Below are 19,185 nucleotides of genomic sequence, written 5' to 3'. Positions count from 1 at the left end.
GCAAAGGAAATTGATGGTATCATAGCACTGTTGGCAAGGACAATCAAGCCAGTTAAATATTTAACCAGGTGGTGTCGAGATAATCGATTTGAACGTGGGGACTCAGGGCTGTTAGTACCTGTTTTCCATAGGTGCGACGAGTTACCCGACTATCTAATAGGGCTACGATACCTTGTTTGTGGCGAACGGGAGCGACAGCACCCTGTAACTCTCTTAAGGCGGCGGGGAGTAAATATAGCCGAAACCAGTCCTGGCGCTGCTGTTTGTAGTAGGCGACGGTCCCGGCTACTAGGGGATTTTCTAGGGAGGGTAAGGGTAAAGTGGCGATCGCTAACAAATGGGGAGAAACTAACTGATGCTGATGGTTTCGCCAAAATTGCCAACCCGTAACTAAAACCCCTGTTTCGCTGATAGCTGTGGTTTCCACCTGTACTAGGGAACCAAACTCAGAAGCTAACACCGCCGCCACTCTTCCTTTGAGGGGAATATCCTCAACCAATATAACTTTCAAACCACTAATATTGATACTCATAGATAGTAAGATCCGCAATTGGTCAATTAATGCCTTCTCAAACTGGGGTGTATTTGGCATGGGTATCCGAGAAGGTAGATAAAGTTGAATTAATTGGCTTTGGCGATCGGGTGTAAATTTCACACAGGTTAAATCCCCTAATCCCATGCTCTGACGATAAATGGGAGCGTTTTTATCCAAGTCTAAAGCGCCGCCAATCAAGACTACGGGTTGTTTTTCCCAAATGGGACTCAAGGCTGAAGCTACTTCTAGGGGACTGCAATATAATTTGAATGAACCCTGCGCGCGGTCAACTTCTACCCACTTTAGTTGATTTTCAGATAACCATTGATGGTAAAACTCGTGCCACCGAGAGTCTAAGCCTTGACTAGAGGTTTCGGCTGAGGTAGTAGTTGATTCTGTGGGTTGTGTAAGAGCCACAAACAGATTTTGGAGAATATCCTGTTCTTCGGAGTCGAGGAGATGACAACCATAAAGATTAGCTGGGTGCGCGAAAATTGAGCGAATTAGACGCACTTGGGTTAACTGGAGGGTGTCTCGCCATTCTGGTCGATTCTGGGTTAATAGGGTCCAGTCTGACCATTCTAAGGCGACGGTGAGGCGATCGCGACTCCACTGTTCTAAATCATCGGCACCATCAATAATGGTGGGAATATGTGGGGGAAAGTGCTGGTTTTCGCCTAGTCTATCTGCTAACCATATTTGAGGGGTGGTTAGTAGCAAACCCTGAAAATCTTGACTTGGCCAGCGATCGCCTTTTTGAATCGCCATCAGGGTTAATTTCTGATCATCTGCATCTGTAATACCCTTAATTTTAGGAATTTCCACGGTCAAGAGTTGCTCAATTACCGATTCGGAGGCGACGATGACAGTAGCTTTTTTACCAACTAAAACCGGAATTAGATAACTAAACCGATAGGGATGATCGAGGACTTTTGGCATCACCCCGGTTTGAATTAATGCACTACGTCCCAAACGCAAGGCGCGCGCCACTAATCTTGTCATTGTCAAATAGTGTGGCCAGTCCATGTCACCAACGGACTGCACCAAACGACGAACCAGATTATGTGCTTCTACTTCAATCACAGGGTTATCAAGCCAAATATTTAGTAATGGTGCCAGAGGTTCTCAACTTCAGCCCATCGACTTCTAGTTTAGCTTGTAGTGAGCAGAACACCGACCAACCCACAGCATCGAACCCGGACCCATGAATGATTAATGGTTAACCTGGAGATTTGATGCTACTGTTAGGGCATATCATTGAAACTGTTAATAAAAGCCATTACTTGGTCAAAATTAGGGGTGGAATTGGCATCGGAACCACTATTAGGAGAGGGATTGAGTTTGCTGATTTGCGAGTTTTCATGAACCATAATCATTTTCTGGCCGCCATTGGTTAATTGCGTGCGGGTCGGTTTACTAAAAAATGGCGGATTGAATTCTGAGCGAATGGTGCGGGCTATTTTTTTCATCTCATTAACTTTAGCAATTACTTGACCCATAGCGCTTAATAATTGCGATCGCCGCTCCTTTTTCAGGGCAGAATCTTGAATCTGACGCAGTAAATTAACGATATTTTTCTGGGTTTGGGGAGCATCATCAAAGGGTAAAATAGCCAGACAGCCAATAGCAAATAGTTCTTGTTCTTGGTTAGCAATAAATGTGATTTTGGTAGTGCGATCGCCTACTTCTAGGCTGGGGGGACGTTCCATGACGGGAAACTCTTGAGCAATTTTGTGGTAAATGTTGGCTAAAGCCATATTCGCATCTTGATCTAAGGAGGAATTAACCAGAATCTCAACTATAGGTCGAGTTTGATTAAAAAACTTTCGGAGACTTTCCCGATCAAAATGATAAACCTGACTATGATCACCATTAGCACTCAAATCCACCCATTCACAGGTAATCTCATCAGCTTTTAGATTAAACCTAGAAACTTGATAAAGTTTAGCGCCAGTTAATGTGGCTCCCGACAAGTCTGCGCCACTCCAATTGGCTCGAATTAAGTTAGCTTGGCTCAAGTCAGCGTGAACTAAACTAGCCTTTACTAACACCGCGCTGCTTAAATTAGCACCGGACAAATTAGCACCACTGAGGTTAGCCTCTGTCAAATTAGCACCACTCAGGTCAGCCCCTTGTAGGTCAGTCCAGCGCATATTTGCACCACTAAAATCAGCATTACTCAAGTTAGCATAGGTCAGATTTGCTTGTCTTAATTCTGCATTAGTAAAATCAGCTTTAGGTAAATTAACTTTAACTAAATCCGCTCCTCGTAGGTCGGTTTTGGTAAATTGAGTCAAAGCTCCAGAAGCGCCTCGCAGTTTCGCGCCACTTAAATTAGCACCATTAAAGTTAGTCTGCTGAAGTTTGGTTTCACGCAGATCCGCCCCATTTAAGTTGGCTTGGGTGAAGTTAGCTTTAGTGAGTTTCGCCCTAATTAATTCTGCTCTAATTAATAGGGAGTTAATTAACTGTGCTTCCGTTAAATCTGCTCTCACCAAATTAGCTACATTAATGGTGGCTTGATTTAAAATAGCTTTGGTGAGATTAGCATTACTTAATCGAGCTACATTTAGGTTAGCACGACTCAAATTCACTTCCCTTAAATCCGAGGCGCTTAAATTAGCTACACTCAAGGATGCAGCACTTAAATTAGCTCCGGCTAAGTTAATTCGACTCAAATTAATTTCGTTTAAATTGATGTCCTCAAAATCTCGTTCTCCATCTCGATATCTTTTGACAATTGCATAAACTTTAAGAACGTCACTCTCAGAATTTTGATGGTTGTTAGTATCTGTCATTCTGTGGAAAATTCACTGTTGATGTTAAAATGATTAAGAGAGCAATTAACGAGGGAGCTAGAGGATTTTTGATGACATAATTATGGGGAATCAAAACTGGCTACAAAACTGGTGAAAATATCTGGGGTTGCCATTGCCATTTGCCGATATTTTTCGGGTGTGATTTTGGATAAATCCATCAACCCAGGAATCTGACTAAATTGCCGCCCAAATTCAGGATGGCTATGAATTGCCAAATATTCCCCTACTAAATTGCTTAAAATGGTTTGAGTTGGGCAGTTAAAAAAATCCTGAAATTTGCGAATTTCTTCGCTTAATTTATCGGACAATAACTTGTCTTCTAAACGGCTAATTTTTTTAATCATCTCGATACCAAACTGAATCACTTGGTTAGATAATCTGACTCCCATTTGAGAACTATTTTCTAAGGTGAGCATCCGCAATGATTCCAGAATACACTCCCGCGTTTTCGCGACATCTGCAAAGGGTAGAATCACTACATAAGCTGTCAGAAATAGCTGTTCCTCATCATCTATTCTAAAAGATAAGAGGGTTCGGCGCGAACCTATATCAATGCTAGGGGGAGATTTGATAAAGGGATAGTGTTGGATAATTTGCCGATATATGGAAGCTAAAATGCAGTGGGTATCTGGATCTAGGGGTGCATTAATACGGATTTGAACGGTGGGAGATTCAACGTTAAAAAATTGATGAGCTTCTTGGGAGCTAAAACGCTGTATTTTGCTACCATCACCGTTAGGACTCAGATCAATCCAATCGCAGGTGATCTCATCTGCAATTAAACTAAATCTGGACACTCCATAAAGTTTAGTTCCTGTCAATGCGGAACCTCGCAGGTCAGCATCTGTCCAGTCACACTCGATCAAATTAGCTTGGGTTAAATCAGCATGAATGGCGGTACAATTGAGTAAACTTGCACCACTAAGATTAGCACCGCGTAAACTTGCGCCACTTAATTGGGTGGCTTCTAAGTTGGCGCCACTCAGGTTAGCACCACTTAAATTCGCCCAGCGGAGATTTGCGCCACTCAGGTTAGCACCACGAAGATCTGCGCCACTTAGTTCAGCTTGTCGCAGTTCAGCGTTACGGAGATTAACCCCCCTAAGATCGGCTCGTGTAAGATCAGCACGGGTTAGGTTAGAGCGTTCTAGGTTACTGAGAATTAAACAGGCTTCTGAGAGATTAGCCCCGGATAAATTGGTTTGTTGGAGGTCGGCGTGTCTGAGGGTGGCTTCTCTTAAATCGGCTTCGGTTAAATTCGCCCCATTGACTATGGCTTCGCTGAGTTCGGCTCGCATTAGTTCGGCGCGAATTAAGGACGCATCGACGAGGTTGGCTTGACTGAGATCGGCTCTGATCAGGTTGGCCACGTTGAGAACTGCTTCATTGAGGTTGGCTCCCTGGAGAATAGCGCCGCTAAGTTTGGAAACGTTCAGTTTGGCTCGAGTTAGGTTAACGCCTGTTAGGTTGGCTCCACTAAAGTTGGTAACGCTCAAAACGGCTTCTGTCAAATTAGCCTGACTAAGATTGACCCGGCTCAGATTGGCTTCACATAGCAGAATGGCACTAAAATCACGGTTCCCGGATTGGTATTCTAGCAGCAGTTCTTCGGCATCCATGCCTTTTTCGCTCCAGTTTAATGTCGGCAAATTAAACTGTTATTCTATCAAAATTTGGGGGGGATATGTCAATTCGTTGAGTTGGTGTCATAAATCTCTATGGGGTTTTGGGTTGACAATTTGCCAAAAGTTTGCTTGATTGGGAATTGATTTAAAGTTATTTGGTTGTGCATTGGCGCTTCCAGTTTTTCCCACAGGTAAACTCAGGGGAGCGATCGCACTTAATAATATTTAATGAATATTGGTATTGTCGGATTGGGTTTGATTGGCGGTTCCCTAGGCTTGGATTTGCGTTCTTTGTTGGAGGGGGAGGGATTAACTGAACCCCTGGGAGAATCAGTGCTACAGGGGGGGCGGGTGTTGGGGGTTTCTCGCCGCCAGTCTACCTGTGAAAGGGCGATCGCTATGGGGGCGGTTGATGAAGCCTCTTGTAGTTTGTCGTTGATGGCTAGGGCGGATCTTGTGTTTATTTGTACCCCAATAGGGGCGATCGCTTCTACGGTTGAACAACTATTGGAACACCTGAATCCTCACGCCATTTTAACAGATGTAGGTTCGGTAAAAACTCCTATTGTTGATATTATATCTCCCATAAGGCGGAACTTTGTGGGAGGACATCCCATGGCGGGAACAGCTTATAGTGGTATTGATGCGGCACAGTTCAAGTTATTTGTAGGGCGACCCTATGTAATTACTCCCACGGAAACCACCCCCCCAGAAGCGACGGAGGTAGTGGTGGCGATCGCTAATTTACTAGGCGCGAGGGTTTATCAATGTTCCCCCATGGACCATGATCGGGCGGTAGCTTGGATCTCTCATCTCCCGGTCATGGTTAGCGCTAGTCTCATTGCTGCGACGGCTACTGAGGAAAATCAGGATATCCTGGATCTGGCTTATCAACTAGCAAGTTCTGGGTTTCGAGACACCAGCCGGGTGGGTGGTGGGAACCCTGAGTTAGGGGTGATGATGGCTAAGTATAATCGGGAAGCTGTGTTAAAGTCTTTGTCTAATTATCGCGAAAGTTTAGATAAAATTACACTCGCCATTCAACAGGAAGACTGGGAGACTTTAGAACAGTATTTAACGGCTACTCAACAAGGGCGATCGCGGTTTAATTGTTAAGATTCGGGATAATGCCCTAGTTTTATGGTTGGTAGCAAAACGATTATGGTACAATGTCTAAAGCCCTTTTACCGCCCCACTTCTGGATGATTTGATCATCAAAATCGTCGGCTGTTTCTAAGACAGATAAAACTGAGGACTCTAATTCTCCGGGGTCACAGGTTGAACCGACTATGGTATGGCTAAGGTAAATATGATCATGGTCATCGATCGCAAAACCACCAAAGCGCATTTGAGAATTTTTCAATAATAAAAATTGCATCAATTCCGGGGTAATTTCTGCCCCTTGAACTACGAGCGATCGCGTTTCAATGACAGCATCTTCGTGCCAGGGGTAAATTCGCACTTCCACCCACGCGGAACCCAGAAATAAACCAAAGCCAGGATCGTCTAATTTTTCCCAAGGATACTGAGTGAACATCTCTTGCATCCAGATAGCCACCTGTTCATAACATTCTCGTTGAACTTGGGTCTGAAATTCCATGATTGTTGTCCTCACTTGATATGCCACTGAGTATAGGGAAACTTGGTTAAATTAGCGTTATAATATCGGTAATCGTGACTAACTTCTTCCCCGATCCATTCTGGTAACTCCAAAGCCTGCTCCGGGCTGTTTAATTCCACTTCGGCTAAAATTAACCCCTGATTATCCCCGAAAAATTCGTCAACTTCCCAGATCAGATCACCGATGGGAATTTTATAGCGTTTCTTGTCAATGAGAGGGCCAACGCATAAACTAGATAACATCTGTTCGGCATCCTCAATGGGAATCAGATATTCAAACTCGGCGCGCTGATAGCCCTCAGAAGCGCCCTTAATGGTCAAATAGCCCTGATTTCCGGCGATGCGGACTCGGACGGTTTTTTCTGGGGTGGTGGTGATATAGCCCTGACGGTAAACCACTCCCACAGAAAGCGATCGCCACTGGTCCCCGCGCACTAAAAATTTACGTTCGATCTCAACTGCCATATTTTAGTCAATTTGCCCAATTTACCAAGCTGTGCGCCTATTGTATCGCGCTATCCGGGTCAACAGTGAACAGTTAAGCCCTCCCCTGACTAATCGGTGGTATAAAAAAAATTCTGCATTCTCAGATACCTAAACTTGTAAATTTTTGTTAAGTATGGTAAAGTTGCTTTAACAGAAATTGAAGTAGAGGTACACATAATGCCATTCACCATTGACTCGGCTCGTAGCATTTTTCCAGAAACCCTAGCGGCTGACGTAGTTCCGGCGACGATCGCTCGGTTCAAGCAGCTTAGTGCCGAAGATCAACTGGCTCTCATTTGGTTTGCGTATCTGGAAATGGGTAAAACCATCACCATTGCGGCTCCTGGGGCGGCGAATATGCAGTTTGCTGAAAAAACCCTAGAGGAAATTAGCCAGATGACTCCCCTACAGCAAACCCAAGCTATGTGTGACCTGGCGAACCGGACAGATACCCCCATTTGTCGCACCTATGCTAGTTGGTCTGCTAATATCAAGCTGGGTTTCTGGTATGAACTAGGGCGTTTCATGGAACAAGGAGTTGTTGCGCCTATTCCCGAAGGCTACAAACTCTCAGCTAACGCCAATGCTATCCTGGTGACGATTCAAGGTATCGATCCAGGTCAACAAATCACGGTACTCCGCAATTGTGTTGTTGATATGGGGTTCGATACGAGTAAATTAGGCAGCTATCAACGGGTAGCAGAACCTGTTGTACCTCCTAAAGAGATGTCCCAACGGACTAAAGTTCAAATCGAAGGTGTGACCAATTCCACAGTCCTGCAATACATGGACAACTTGAATGCTAACGATTTTGATAACTTAATTAGTCTGTTTGCAGAAGATGGAGCGTTACAACCTCCTTTCCAAAAACCAATTGTTGGTCGCGATAATGTGCTGCGGTTTTTCCGGGAAGAATGCCAGAACTTGAAGTTAATCCCAGAACGAGGTGTTTCTGAACCGACGGAAGATGGCTATACTCAGATTAAGGTTACTGGTAAAGTGCAAACTCCCTGGTTTGGTGGTAATGTGGGGATGAATATTGCTTGGCGCTTCTTGCTGAACCCAGAAAATAAGGTTTTCTTTGTGGCGATCGATTTGTTAGCATCTCCCAAAGAGTTGTTGAACTTGGTGCGCTAGAATAGAGTTCACCTAGAAACTTCATAGGCGAGCGTTTTATGAAAAAAAGCGCTCCCTTTTATAGTGGGGTTTTTGAGGGGTATACTACCTCTTTAATAAAGTCGATTCCCCATCGATTGAATGTGGCGATGATTGTAGTGTTACGGGCAGTAAAAAGTTACTTGAGGTTAAGAGGACTAAGAAGACCGTGTTTAATATAGCATTATGAAATGATTTGTGAACTACCAGCGGCTCAGATAAAATTACAACCACAGGAGATAAAGTTCATAATGATTTATCGAAGATTTCTGATGGCTATATGATGATTGATAGCACCTATTTATTGCCTAGATATATTCATACGGTACTCGCGCACTAATATCGAGCAAATATCGGCTGTGGTAATGCTCAATTAGGTAATGATAAGTGAGTGAAATTAATTGGTCTGAACAGGATAAAAACGCGGCTGTAGATGCCTTACATAAGGCTTATGAGCGCGAGGTTAAGATTCTGATTGATGAGGTTAGGCAACAAGCGTTTAATCTCACAGAAATTGACGAGGTGTGGAAATTGCATGATTTTTTGAGTGCAAGAAGACACGATATTGATGGTAAGTATGACTATCGAGATGCTGCCAGTGTGTTTGTGTTAGCCACATTAGTTAAACAGGGATGGTTAAGCCTGGAAGAATTACAGGTTTTGGGTCGAGATAAATTAGCGAAAATCTCGGCTTTGACTAGGCTCTAATTCTCGCACCTATTGAATAAGGGCGGGTTGAGTAGTTGGACTGTTGAGAATCAAAACTGATTACTGAACCCGCCCCCAGCAATAAGATTTTTAACTTTTGAGTGGCTATGGCTGCTGTTTGAGAAATTCCTCAACCTGGGCGGCGGTGGGTTGGGCAGCGATCGCTCCTAATTCAGTAGTAACCAAGGCTCCCACTGCACTAGCATAGGTAACGATCGCCCTAGCGGTTTCGGGGTTATGGAGGCTAGGGATACCCAACTGCAAGACCTGATGAATAAAGCCAGCCACAAAGCCATCACCTGCGCCAGTGGTATCTTGAACTGGGACAGAAAATCCGGGAAAATAACCCTCATGATCTCCGAGACAGTAAGCACAACCGCGATCGCCTTTAGTAACTAACACCCCCTCCACGGAGTCTAGGCGATAGTTAATGGTACCAGGATCAGTAGTATCAAATAGCCAGATACTTTCAGACTCTGATAATTTGACAAAATCAACCTGTTTGAGCAAATCCATAATTAGGGGTTTGGCTGCTTCCGGGTCTGGCCAAAAATTCGGTCGCCAGTTAATATCTACTAAAATCTTGAGATTATAGCGATCGGCTAACCTCAAAGCATGAGTAATAGCATGGCGGGTTTGCTGGTAGGCGAGTTCCAATGTACCCAACACCAAAAAGTCAGCATTTACAAACAAAGACTCTGGTATGGCTTCGGCTTGCAAATAGGCATCAGCGAAATCGATAGTATTGAGATTCCCAAATCCGGCAAACTCTCGCTCACCAGTGCCTGAACGCAACACATAAACCCGTCGGGTGGGTGCTGATGGGTGTCTTTGAATGCCTGTAGTATCAACCCCGACCAATTGAAGAAACCCCAGGAGGCGATCGCCGCCTTCATCAGAACCCACCGCCCCAATAAACCCGGCAGAGGTTCCCAATTTCACCAAAGCACAAGCGACATTAGCCGGAGCCCCTCCCGGGTGAGCCGTCCAAGACTTAACTTCTCCCCAGGACTGGTTCGGCTCGTCTGCCAAGCAATCAAATAAAATTTCACCGAGGCAAATAACGCGAGAATGATTCATCTTGACTGTCAAAAATAGAGTTCACAGAATCTGCGCTGGGGCAGAAGCATCTGAGGTTAGAAGACGTAAATGGATTGTACAGTTTAAAATGGTGATAAGTAAGTAAATATGCAGAGATAGGATACCTCTATGTCCGACAGTAAATTCAAATCCCCTGTCTCCCTCTCGGAAAGAGAACTACAGGTTGTGGAACTGGTGGCGATCGGTTTGACTAACCAGGAAATCGCCGAAAAGCTGGAAATCAGCAAACGTACAGTAGATAACCACATAAGTAACATCCTGACTAAAACCTCGACAGGTAATCGGGTGGAGTTGGTCCGCTGGTCTTTGCAATGGGGTAAAGTTTGCATTGATAATATCAATTGCTGCACCCTACCAGAACCAGAATCATCAGCAGAATTAACTGATAGTGTTGATGAAACTGTATCCTCTCCTATAGTTGAGTAAATATAGATCACTGATCATCATGGCAAGTTGTGACTCAAAAATCTGTTATCACCTTTGCTGTCCGCGATTACCTTTAGCGGTTTATCGGGAAGTGGCTGCTCACCTGCGACAGGTGGAGGGTGTACAGACGGGTTTAGTGCCTATGTCTAAAGATACCGACGGCGGGGAATTGCCGAAATTTGACCCCATTGAGAGTCAAATCGCAGCCCTATCAATTGAATATTCGGAATCATCTGACGGGGACATTAACTCGCAAGTTGAACGGATTTTAGCTTATTATGGCGATCGCTATGGTTCTTGGCAATCTTTAGACACCATCAACATAAATTGATCACCAGGAAATTGGTCAGTACAGAAGGCTCACGTAAAACTCCTGGGAGGGTTGGAAGCTCCGTGATTGATCGCGGAGAGGAAAACCGACTCAAGCGGCTTTAGCCGCCAGCACCCCCTTGCGGGGTGGAGGGGTATGGTTGCCCCTCCATGGAGCTATGGTTGGCTCCGACTCCCTTGCGGGGTAATGTTTGCTTCGCTAATGTTCAGAGTCGGTACTTTCCCAATCGCACTGTCTTAACCCCTTAGGACTGTTTAACGATTCGGTTCTCGTGCCGGGAACTAGCACGCATTCCCGGGTAGGAACTTTAACTCTTGCTCTGAACGTAGCCAGTTAAGGCTTAAGCTGGTCAGCTACCTGAAGGGGAGGGCACGAAGCCCCCGTGCTTCAGCCGGGGGTGCTGACAGCTTCCCTGAGTATGGGGATCATGCTCCTAGCGGTGAGTCATATTTTGGCACGGATTTATATATTAGAGATGGAATCAATTCAAAGTTTACGAGGAACCCGTGATATCCTCCCAGAGGAAGTCGGTTATTGGCAATGGGTAGCTTCTGTGGCTGAGGAGACTTTGGCGCGAGGTAATTATCAAGAAATCAGAACACCAATTTTTGAGCCAACTGCCTTGTTTGAAAGGGGTATCGGTGAGGCTACGGATGTGGTGGGAAAGGAGATGTACACTTTCTGCGATCGCGGCGATCGCTCTATTACCCTGCGTCCTGAAGGTACAGCCGGGGTAGTCCGAGCTTATATTGAGCGAAAACTATTCGCTAACCCTGGTGTACAACGACTATGGTATATGGGGCCGATGTTTCGCTACGAACGTCCTCAAGCGGGACGACAACGACAATTTCATCAACTTGGGGTGGAGGTTCTCGGTAGTGATGACCCCCGCGCTGATGTGGAAGTGATCGCGGTGGCGGTGGATATCCTCAAGAGTTTGGGAGTCACCAATCTGCATTTGAATCTTAATTCAGTAGGCGATCGCACTGATCGCCAAAATTATCGTCAAGCGTTGGTGGATTATCTGACACCCTTTCAGGACGAACTTGATCAAGACTCTCGCGATCGCCTTACCCGTAACCCGATGCGGATTTTGGATAGTAAGGATGAACGCACCCAGGAAATTACCCGCGACGCTCCCAGTATTTTGGACTATCTGGGAGAGCGATCGCAATCTCACTTTGAACGAGTCCAGTATTTGATTAAGGAATTGGGGATTTCTTACACCCTCAATCCTCGACTGGTTCGCGGTTTGGACTATTACACCCATACTGCTTTTGAGATTATTTCTGATGACCTTGGCGCTCAGGCTACCGTTTGCGGCGGTGGTCGCTATGATGGTTTGGTCCAGGAACTTGGCGGCCCGGAAGTCCCGGCGGTGGGTTGGGCGATCGGTTTGGAACGTTTAATTATTCTGCTTCAGCAATTGCACCAACCTCCACAAGTTACCCCAGAATTATATTTGGTGTCTCGCGGAGAAAAAGCGGAGGCTAATGGTCTGATTTTGGCTCAAAAACTGCGTCAAGCGGGGTTGAGGGTTGAATTAGACCTGAGTGGTAGTGCTTTTGGTAAACAGTTTAAACGAGCCGATCGCAGTGGTGCTGTGGCTTGTTTGGTGTTGGGAGATGCTGAAGCGATCGCCGGAACTGTGAACCTCAAATGGTTGAAAAGTGGCGAGCAAACTGTCTTCAACCAAGTTGATATAATTGCCAAGGCTGACCAAATAAAACAACAGTTAATTGCCAATAATTAATTATTAGTTAATTGGCGGTTTTTGCTGAGTAAAAACAAGGGGGGTAATTGTGGAAATGACTGCTGGGAGTGATTAAACTGCCATAATTCTTGTTAATTAAAAAGGCGGTTTTTGCAGATATGGGCGGGTTAGAAAATCACGGTTAATTGACAATAAACTGCTGAACCCGCCCTAATTTATAGGAATCGTCAAAGGTTTAAGTTTCCGAGGTGGAAGAGTGGTTAAAGGCGGGAGTTAGATAAGCCGCCAAAACAGCGATTAAGAAAGCCGAGACGTTGCGAATTACCGGAACCCAGTCGGAGGTGCGACTAATTACCGGACCCAGACCGAAGGCTATAAATAAAATGCCCCACAGGGGAGAAAAGATTAAGGCCCATTGCCAAGCCACAATTTGTCCGGGTTTACGGGGAATAGCCGCAATACCACAAATCACCCCACCCAAGGCGGAGGTGATTAAGGTGAGAATCCATTGTTCTCTGGGAAGACCGGGAACTACTCGACAACCACCATCTTTGAGTAAACAGGTTTCAATGGTTTGGATAGATTGCAATATTGATTGATCTTCACCATTATCGCGGACAAAGTATTGATTACCGTAGCGGGTCTGAAGTTCGACCCAAAAGGTTCGGGTCAGCAGGTCGTATAGATCCCGACCGACACTAAAGTTAAGAATATTACCGCCGCGTTGATCAGCTACCAATAGGACACTGTGTTCATCAAGTCCCCAATATTGCTTAACGGCGCGACCGGGAGTGCGATCGAACTGAGTTAAAACCCTGAGTTTCCAGCCAGTTTGGGATTCAAACTGTTTCAGGTCTTCGGCTAAAAGGTCTTCTTGAACGTCTGTCAGCAGTTCAGCTAAATCTATGATCGGGGTTTGGACTTCGGGTAAAAGTTCAGGGTTGTTGTAAGCGCCTGCTACAGGTGCGATCGCCCAGGTGGAAAGCACGACACAGAATACAGCAATGAATCGGAAGAGTTTGTGCGACCAGATTTGTTGCATAGATATTTTATACCAAATAATCAAATGTGAACGACGGCAGATGTTGCTTAACCCACAGATAATGCCAACTCATATTCGTTACAATTGTTAACCTTATCATAAAATCGGAGAAATGCAGCCAGTGTCTATGACGATTCCTGATCAGGGTAAGGAGGCTTGTTAACTCCTCTGGTAGGTGTTCTCGCACAATTGGCGATCGCTATCCCTAACATTAGGATTATGGTCAAGATAGTTGCGAACCCACTCACAAGCCTTGTCTACGAGACTATCGAGATCCAAATTCCACAGAATCACGCTGTGGTCGCGACTAGCGGAGGCTAATGTTCGGCCATCTGGACTGAAAGTCAGAGACATAACACTATCACCATGTCCCATCAAAGTTTTTAGCAAAGTTCCGTCCTTAGCGCTCCAAATGCGAACATGACTATCATAACTAGCGGAAGCCACTAAAGACCCATCAGGACTAAAGACTACACGAGTGACACTATCGCTAGTCCCTTTTAATAGGGTATTGAGCAAAACTCCCTCCTGAGTCCACAATTTAACTGTATTGTCGTATCCAGCAGAGGCTATAACTTTACCATCGGGACTAAAGTTAACCCCCAAGACATAACTTTCATGAGCCTGGATAGTTTTGAGGCGATCAAGCATAGTATTGGCTGGGTCCCACTTCCACAGAATTAAAGTCCCATCATCACTGGCGGAAATCACTGTCCGACTATCGGGACTAAAACTCACCTGATTAACCCATTCCTGATGTCCTCTGATGGTGCGTAGGAATTGACCATCAGCAGTCCAGAGTTTAATGGTTCCATCCTTGCTTCCGGTGAGGATATACTCACCGTCTGGACTATAAGTCACAGTCATGACGCTATCAGTGTGACCTACTAAGGTGGCGACTGGAGAGGGTACAAACAGAGATTTTGGCATGACCCCAATACCGTTAAACTTGGAAAGCTGCAGTTTACTGGGCCAATTGCGGGACAAGTCGGACTGGGGATTAAGGCGTTTCCAGATTTTGACTGTGTGATCATAGGATGCTGTGGCTAACCATTCTCCGTTAGGACTAAAACTCACGGAAGAAACGCGATCGCTATGACCTGATAGAGTTTGTAGGAGTTTCCCGGAACTACTCCATAATTTCACGGTTGTATCTTGAGACCCAGAAGCTAAGATTTGACCATCAGGACTAAAGCTAACATCGAGAACTCGATCATTATGAGCTTTTAAAGTGGCTCTGGGGTTAGTGTGGAGATTCCATAACTTCACGGTTTTGTCATAACTTGATGAAGCTAGGGTGCGATCGTCCGGGGAAAAACGTACCCTTGTTACTTTATCTCCATGACCGCGAAAGGTTTTGAGTAATTCCCCTTCCCAACTCCAGACTTTGACGGTTTTATCATATCCGGCTGTGGCTAAAGTCCGACCATCGTGAGAAAATGAGACGCAGAAAACAATATTTTCATCTACTTGTAAAGTCCTGAGTAATTCCCCTTGGCGAGTCCAGAGTTTCACTGTTCCATCTGTACCGCTGGTGGCTATGAATTGACCATTGGGGGAGAAATTAACTGCATAAATTACTGAGTCCCGATTTTTGGTGTGGGTGATACTCATTAATCTTCTACCCTGTTGGTTAAAAAATTGCACGTCTCCTTGATTGGCTGCGGCGGCTAATATTTCCCCGTCAGGACTAAAGTTAACCCAGGTGAGTGCGGTATGGCGAAAACGAATAGTCCGGATGATTTCTCCCTGTAAATTCCATAGTCTGATGGTGCGATCGCTCCCCGCCGAGGCTATCATTTTACCATCAGGAGAGAAGCGAACGGATTTGACTCTATCTGTATGTCCGATGAATGTTTGTAACAGTTTACCGTCCCGACTCCATAGTTTAACTGTATGGTCATCAGAAGCCGAAACTAACATTTGACCACAGGAGCTAAAATCTAGGCTAGTTACATTATGATGATGTCCGGTTAAAGTGGCGATCGCCTTCCCTTCAGGAGTCCATAATCTGATAGTATTATCTGTACTAGCAGAGGCTAATATATCCCCCGTGGGACTATAAACTACATCCCACACTATATCCGCGTGACCCTCTAGGCGGTTCTGTTCATGAATCCCATAAACTCCTTGTCCTAGGGTTGCTGCTACCCGAATTTCCGCATCATGGAAACTGTTAGCATTGAGAGATAAGGACTTAATTTTTTTGATTTGTTGAGCCGCTTTTAAACTTTCCAGTAAAGCATCAAAACGATAATTAGAGAAAAATAGTGCCTCGGAAGATGCTGTTAATGAGGTGATATAAGATAGGCGTTTTTGTTGGTAAGCAATTTTGGTTGATACCCCTAATCCGAGAGTGGCAATAATTGACACACAAAGCAGTTGTTTTAAGAGTCGATTACGGTGTATCAGTTGTTTTTCGCTTTCGCTTTGAGCCGCTTCGGCTTGGGTTTTTGCTTTCAGACTTTGTTGCAGTTTCTTTTCGATTTCTACCTGGCGCTGTGCGGCGAGAATTCCATAGCGTTCTCGGATGGGAAATACGAGATAATCATACATGAGTTGATAGCGGTCTTCTGTTTGCTCATGCTGACGCAGTAGCAAACCTGATTCTAGGATAATATCGATAAAATTATGATGATTATCGCTGGGTTTATTATCCCCAAATTTACCGGGAGTAACCGTAGATGGATCTGGTCTAATCGCCGCGATTAATTGCGATCGCGTTTTCATGGGACGGGCGAGTTTTTCATCCGTAAGCGCAAATAAAATATCCCATGCTGCATTGGCGTTGGGGGGGCCGCAGTCTTGAATAATACCATTAATAAAATGCTCGATTAGTTGGTTTTTGGGATGGTCTCCGAGTCTCTCATATTCGGCTAAGGTCGTGATTCCTCTTAGTCCTTCTTCCTGGAGTTGCGAGCAAACTACCTGTAACTCAATTGGTCTCACTTCGGAGCTTTCATCCGCTAAATCTTTTACTAATTTATCAATTAAAGCCGGTTCTAAATGAAAGTTAGCACGTTTGGTTAAAGCCTGAATAACTCGGTGAGCTTCCGCCTTGGTAAAATCTCGCAAATGGTAGCGAATATGTTTATCTAAAATATTGTTATTTATGGCATCTAAAGGCGATAACTGTTCCGATTCCAATAACCAAGGTAAACACTCTTCCCGCAGGGAAATAATTACCTTAACAAAAGGCGCGTTTAGACAGAGATTTAAAAACTCATAAAATGTCTGGCGTTGTGAGCGATCGCGACAGAGAAAAAAGAATTCCTCAAATTGGTCAAAAATCAGAACAGTCAGGAGATTGTGATCGGTATTTTCCTGGATACGACTGTTAATAAATGAATCGGGATGCAAAATATATGAGGTGCGATCGCGATGATTCAAAGAGTCAATATCCATGCTATTATACATAGCATTACTACCTTGGGAAGCCTTGATAATTGTCCGATACCAAAGCCGTTTTAAATTCTTGGCTTTAATATTCAGACTATCTTGATTAATTAAGGCTGTAGCTAAGGCTGCTTCTAGTTCTCGCACCCAGTCTGTATAACTATTAATTACCACGGGTAGAACATTACGAGCCCCTAAACTAATTTCCGCCATAGCTGGGACTAAACCCGCATTAATTAACGAACTTTTACCGACTCCAGAACTACCATGTAGGACAATTAATTTATGATCATCTCGTCCTAACCTGTGAATCAGATTATTAATATCTTGATTACGGCTATTATTAGTCATCTCAAAACCCGGGCTAATAGCCGCTTTTGAGGTATTATTTTGAGAGCAACTAACCGGGTTTAATGCCTGTTTAGATGGCTGCAATTGATGGACTCCAATAAAAGCACGAAATCCGTATTGATGCTCAACTTCTCGTTGTCTTTGTTTAATCCGAAATGCTTTGATATATTGACCTTGTTCGTAGTAGAGATTACGCAATTCCGCCAAAATATCAATATACAATTGCGGATCATAACTGGGGGAGGTTTCTTGGCGGGCTTTTTCTAGTTCCCTAATCGCTGTTTCCCATTCATTTAAATGTTTATGACTGCGAGCCAATAGCAGCAGATAAGTTCCCCGTTCATTGGGGCGCTTTTCCGAGTCAATAATTGCTAGGGCTAGTTTAGTTAGTTCTAAGGCTTTATGCCATTTTTTCTGCTGAAGAGCTACTTCAGCCATAAATCCATAATCTTGGGCTAATTGGCGATCGCAACCGTATGCTAAATGGATTTTTATTCCCGTTTCCGCTAGGTTCTGTAAATCCTCCCATTGGTATAATCCCTTCAGAACATCCCCTAAATAACAGAGAATTCCAGCTACTAAATCTGGTCTTCCCGCCATTTCAAAAGCCTGTCGGGATTGTTCTAAGTGGGTTTTAGCTGAATGCAGCACTTTGACGTTAGTACCTGGGGATTTGGCATGGGGAATGTGTCGCGATCGCATAGCTTTTAGGCGATCGTTTAAGGCAATGTGAAATAAGATAATCCCCCGGATAACTTGATAGGAAATAGGATAGGCAAATTGATAGGGGTCAGCACTGGTTGTGGTCGGAGAGATCCAATTTTCCAGATCCGCTAAACTTTGTTGATAATGAACGCGCGCCTCCTCTCCTAAGTCTTGAGCATCTTTATCTAAGCCAAAAATAAATTGTTTCGTCCCTTGGAGAAAAAGGTTAAGTTCCACTCCCCTGTGTTGTAAATCTTTCCAAGCCAATTCTAATTCCCGGCGACGACTCGAACCAATACTTAGGTCATATTTCGGGGATTTTGACCTGCCATAAAATTTGCCGCTTTGCAGTTCTCCTGACCTAATTCGTAATTCCGCTAAGGAAAACAGCGTGTTACCTTGGAGGGTCAGTGATTTAATCAAGTCCGGGGTCGCCATTTCAAATTTAATCGTAGCTGCACCCCAACTTTTAAAGTCTGGCGCTAGTCGGATTAGTTTTTTGGCTAGGATATCTGTAGTCCACAATACTAAAGGACAGGAAAAATTCTTCCGAAATTCATCCCGGACTTGGTTGGTCGAACTTAGCAGGGTTTCTAAAGCCTCTACTGTGTCTAAACCCATGACCATTAAGACGCTAGGGGTAGGGGTGGCTATGCGATCTAATAATGTGGTGTAGAGGGTGGTAACTTTCGGGGAAAGCGTGATGGTTTGAATGGTCTCTGCTTCTGGTAATTTTTCCCGTAATTGCTTGATAACTTTCGTTTGCAGATAGGAATAGTTACAGCTTACTAAAATTAGAGAAAATTGACCTTTGGAAAAAGAAATAGCGCGGGCTAATCTTTGTAGCGATCGCTGATTTTGGCTCTCGAATTGCTGAGGCGTTAATTGAGTAGTCATGGCTGAATTTTACCTGGATCTAGGATGGCTATTTAATCGGCTTTGGTCAGGATTAATAATTGTGAATTTGACCAAAATAAAGCTATGGAGAGATGGGCATAAATAGGGATTTAACCATGGGGATCATTGCTAATGGGGATAATGTCCCTCATCTGCAAATTTGTTTCCCATTACCTTGATTATAGATGCCTCCCCATGGGTTGGCTTGGACATGATTAAATTTTCATAATTTATTTACAATTACCATCTGCCTAAAAATAGCAATACTCAAATC

General features: G+C 44.4%; 14 protein-coding genes and 1 pseudogene. 7 read left to right on the top strand and 8 right to left on the bottom strand.

The window, feature by feature from the left end; all coding sequences use genetic code 11:
* Positions 1-52: 52 nt before the first annotated feature.
* The 3 genes from NLZ44_RS19365 to NLZ44_RS19355 form a co-directional block, all read right to left on the bottom strand.
* Positions 53-1,618, bottom strand: coding sequence for a helicase C-terminal domain-containing protein (locus NLZ44_RS19365; protein WP_493750837.1), 1,566 nt, complete (start codon positions 1,616-1,618; stop codon positions 53-55).
* A 161-nt stretch (positions 1,619-1,779) separates the two neighbouring features.
* Complete coding sequence (locus NLZ44_RS19360) at positions 1,780-3,333, bottom strand: pentapeptide repeat-containing protein (protein ID WP_493750836.1); 1,554 nt, start codon at positions 3,331-3,333, stop codon at positions 1,780-1,782.
* A gap of 80 nt (positions 3,334-3,413) precedes the next feature.
* Positions 3,414-4,973, bottom strand: coding sequence for a pentapeptide repeat-containing protein (locus NLZ44_RS19355; RefSeq protein WP_493750835.1), 1,560 nt, complete (start codon positions 4,971-4,973; stop codon positions 3,414-3,416).
* Between the two features lie 234 nt (positions 4,974-5,207).
* Between NLZ44_RS19355 and NLZ44_RS19350 the strand changes: the two genes are divergently transcribed.
* Positions 5,208-6,095: a prephenate/arogenate dehydrogenase gene (locus tag NLZ44_RS19350; RefSeq protein ID WP_008050572.1), complete on the top strand. Its 888-nt coding sequence runs from the start codon at positions 5,208-5,210 to the stop codon at positions 6,093-6,095.
* A gap of 43 nt (positions 6,096-6,138) precedes the next feature.
* Here NLZ44_RS19350 and NLZ44_RS19345 read toward each other — a convergent pair whose 3' ends face one another.
* Positions 6,139-6,579 carry a T3SS (YopN, CesT) and YbjN peptide-binding chaperone 1 gene (locus tag NLZ44_RS19345; RefSeq protein WP_493750834.1) on the bottom strand — a complete coding sequence of 147 codons (441 nt, stop codon included), beginning with the start codon at positions 6,577-6,579 and terminating at the stop codon, positions 6,139-6,141.
* 11 nt (positions 6,580-6,590) lie between these two features.
* On the bottom strand, positions 6,591-7,064 hold the full coding sequence (locus tag NLZ44_RS19340; RefSeq protein WP_493750833.1) for a CYTH domain-containing protein: 474 nt from the start codon (positions 7,062-7,064) through the stop codon (positions 6,591-6,593).
* A 198-nt stretch (positions 7,065-7,262) separates the two neighbouring features.
* On the opposite strand from NLZ44_RS19340, the gene NLZ44_RS19335 reads away from it, so the two are divergent.
* A complete protein-coding gene (locus NLZ44_RS19335) occupies positions 7,263-8,222 on the top strand; it encodes an orange carotenoid-binding protein (RefSeq protein ID WP_493750832.1) in 960 nt (319 codons plus the stop codon).
* Between the two features lie 405 nt (positions 8,223-8,627).
* Positions 8,628-8,948 (top strand): fluorescence recovery protein, encoded by a 321-nt coding sequence (frp, locus tag NLZ44_RS19330; protein WP_493750831.1) that lies wholly within the window; start codon positions 8,628-8,630, stop codon positions 8,946-8,948.
* 105 nt (positions 8,949-9,053) lie between these two features.
* On the opposite strand, the gene NLZ44_RS19325 is transcribed toward frp, so the two are convergent.
* Complete coding sequence (locus NLZ44_RS19325; RefSeq protein WP_493750830.1) at positions 9,054-10,028, bottom strand: carbohydrate kinase family protein; 975 nt, start codon at positions 10,026-10,028, stop codon at positions 9,054-9,056.
* Positions 10,029-10,157: 129 nt separating this feature from the next.
* On the opposite strand from NLZ44_RS19325, the gene pedR reads away from it, so the two are divergent.
* From pedR to hisS, 4 genes and pseudogenes are all read left to right on the top strand, one after another.
* Entirely contained in the window at positions 10,158-10,475 is a 318-nt protein-coding gene (pedR, locus tag NLZ44_RS19320; protein ID WP_006625886.1) for a photosynthetic electron transport-dependent transcriptional regulator PedR, read from the top strand.
* A 19-nt stretch (positions 10,476-10,494) separates the two neighbouring features.
* Positions 10,495-10,806 (top strand): hypothetical protein, encoded by a 312-nt coding sequence (locus NLZ44_RS19315; protein WP_006625887.1) that lies wholly within the window; start codon positions 10,495-10,497, stop codon positions 10,804-10,806.
* Positions 10,806-10,993 (top strand): annotated as a pseudogene (locus tag NLZ44_RS19310) (hypothetical protein). The gene NLZ44_RS19315 and the pseudogene NLZ44_RS19310 overlap by 1 nt, the downstream one beginning before the upstream one ends.
* Positions 10,994-11,281: 288 nt before the next feature.
* Complete coding sequence (hisS, locus tag NLZ44_RS19305) at positions 11,282-12,559, top strand: histidine--tRNA ligase (RefSeq protein ID WP_158536337.1); 1,278 nt, start codon at positions 11,282-11,284, stop codon at positions 12,557-12,559.
* A gap of 196 nt (positions 12,560-12,755) precedes the next feature.
* Here the strand turns inward: hisS and NLZ44_RS19300 are convergent, their stop codons facing one another.
* Together NLZ44_RS19300 and NLZ44_RS19295 are read right to left on the bottom strand one after the other, a co-directional pair.
* Complete coding sequence (locus NLZ44_RS19300; protein WP_006669763.1) at positions 12,756-13,562, bottom strand: TPM domain-containing protein; 807 nt, start codon at positions 13,560-13,562, stop codon at positions 12,756-12,758.
* Between the two features lie 159 nt (positions 13,563-13,721).
* Complete coding sequence (locus tag NLZ44_RS19295) at positions 13,722-18,911, bottom strand: WD40 domain-containing protein (protein ID WP_493750829.1); 5,190 nt, start codon at positions 18,909-18,911, stop codon at positions 13,722-13,724.
* Positions 18,912-19,185: the final 274 nt, after the last annotated feature.

The sequence above is a fragment of the Arthrospira sp. PCC 9901 genome (genome assembly GCF_059013425.1).
Note: the sequence above shows the minus strand (reverse complement) of the source record. Positions and strands in the feature narration are given on the sequence as shown.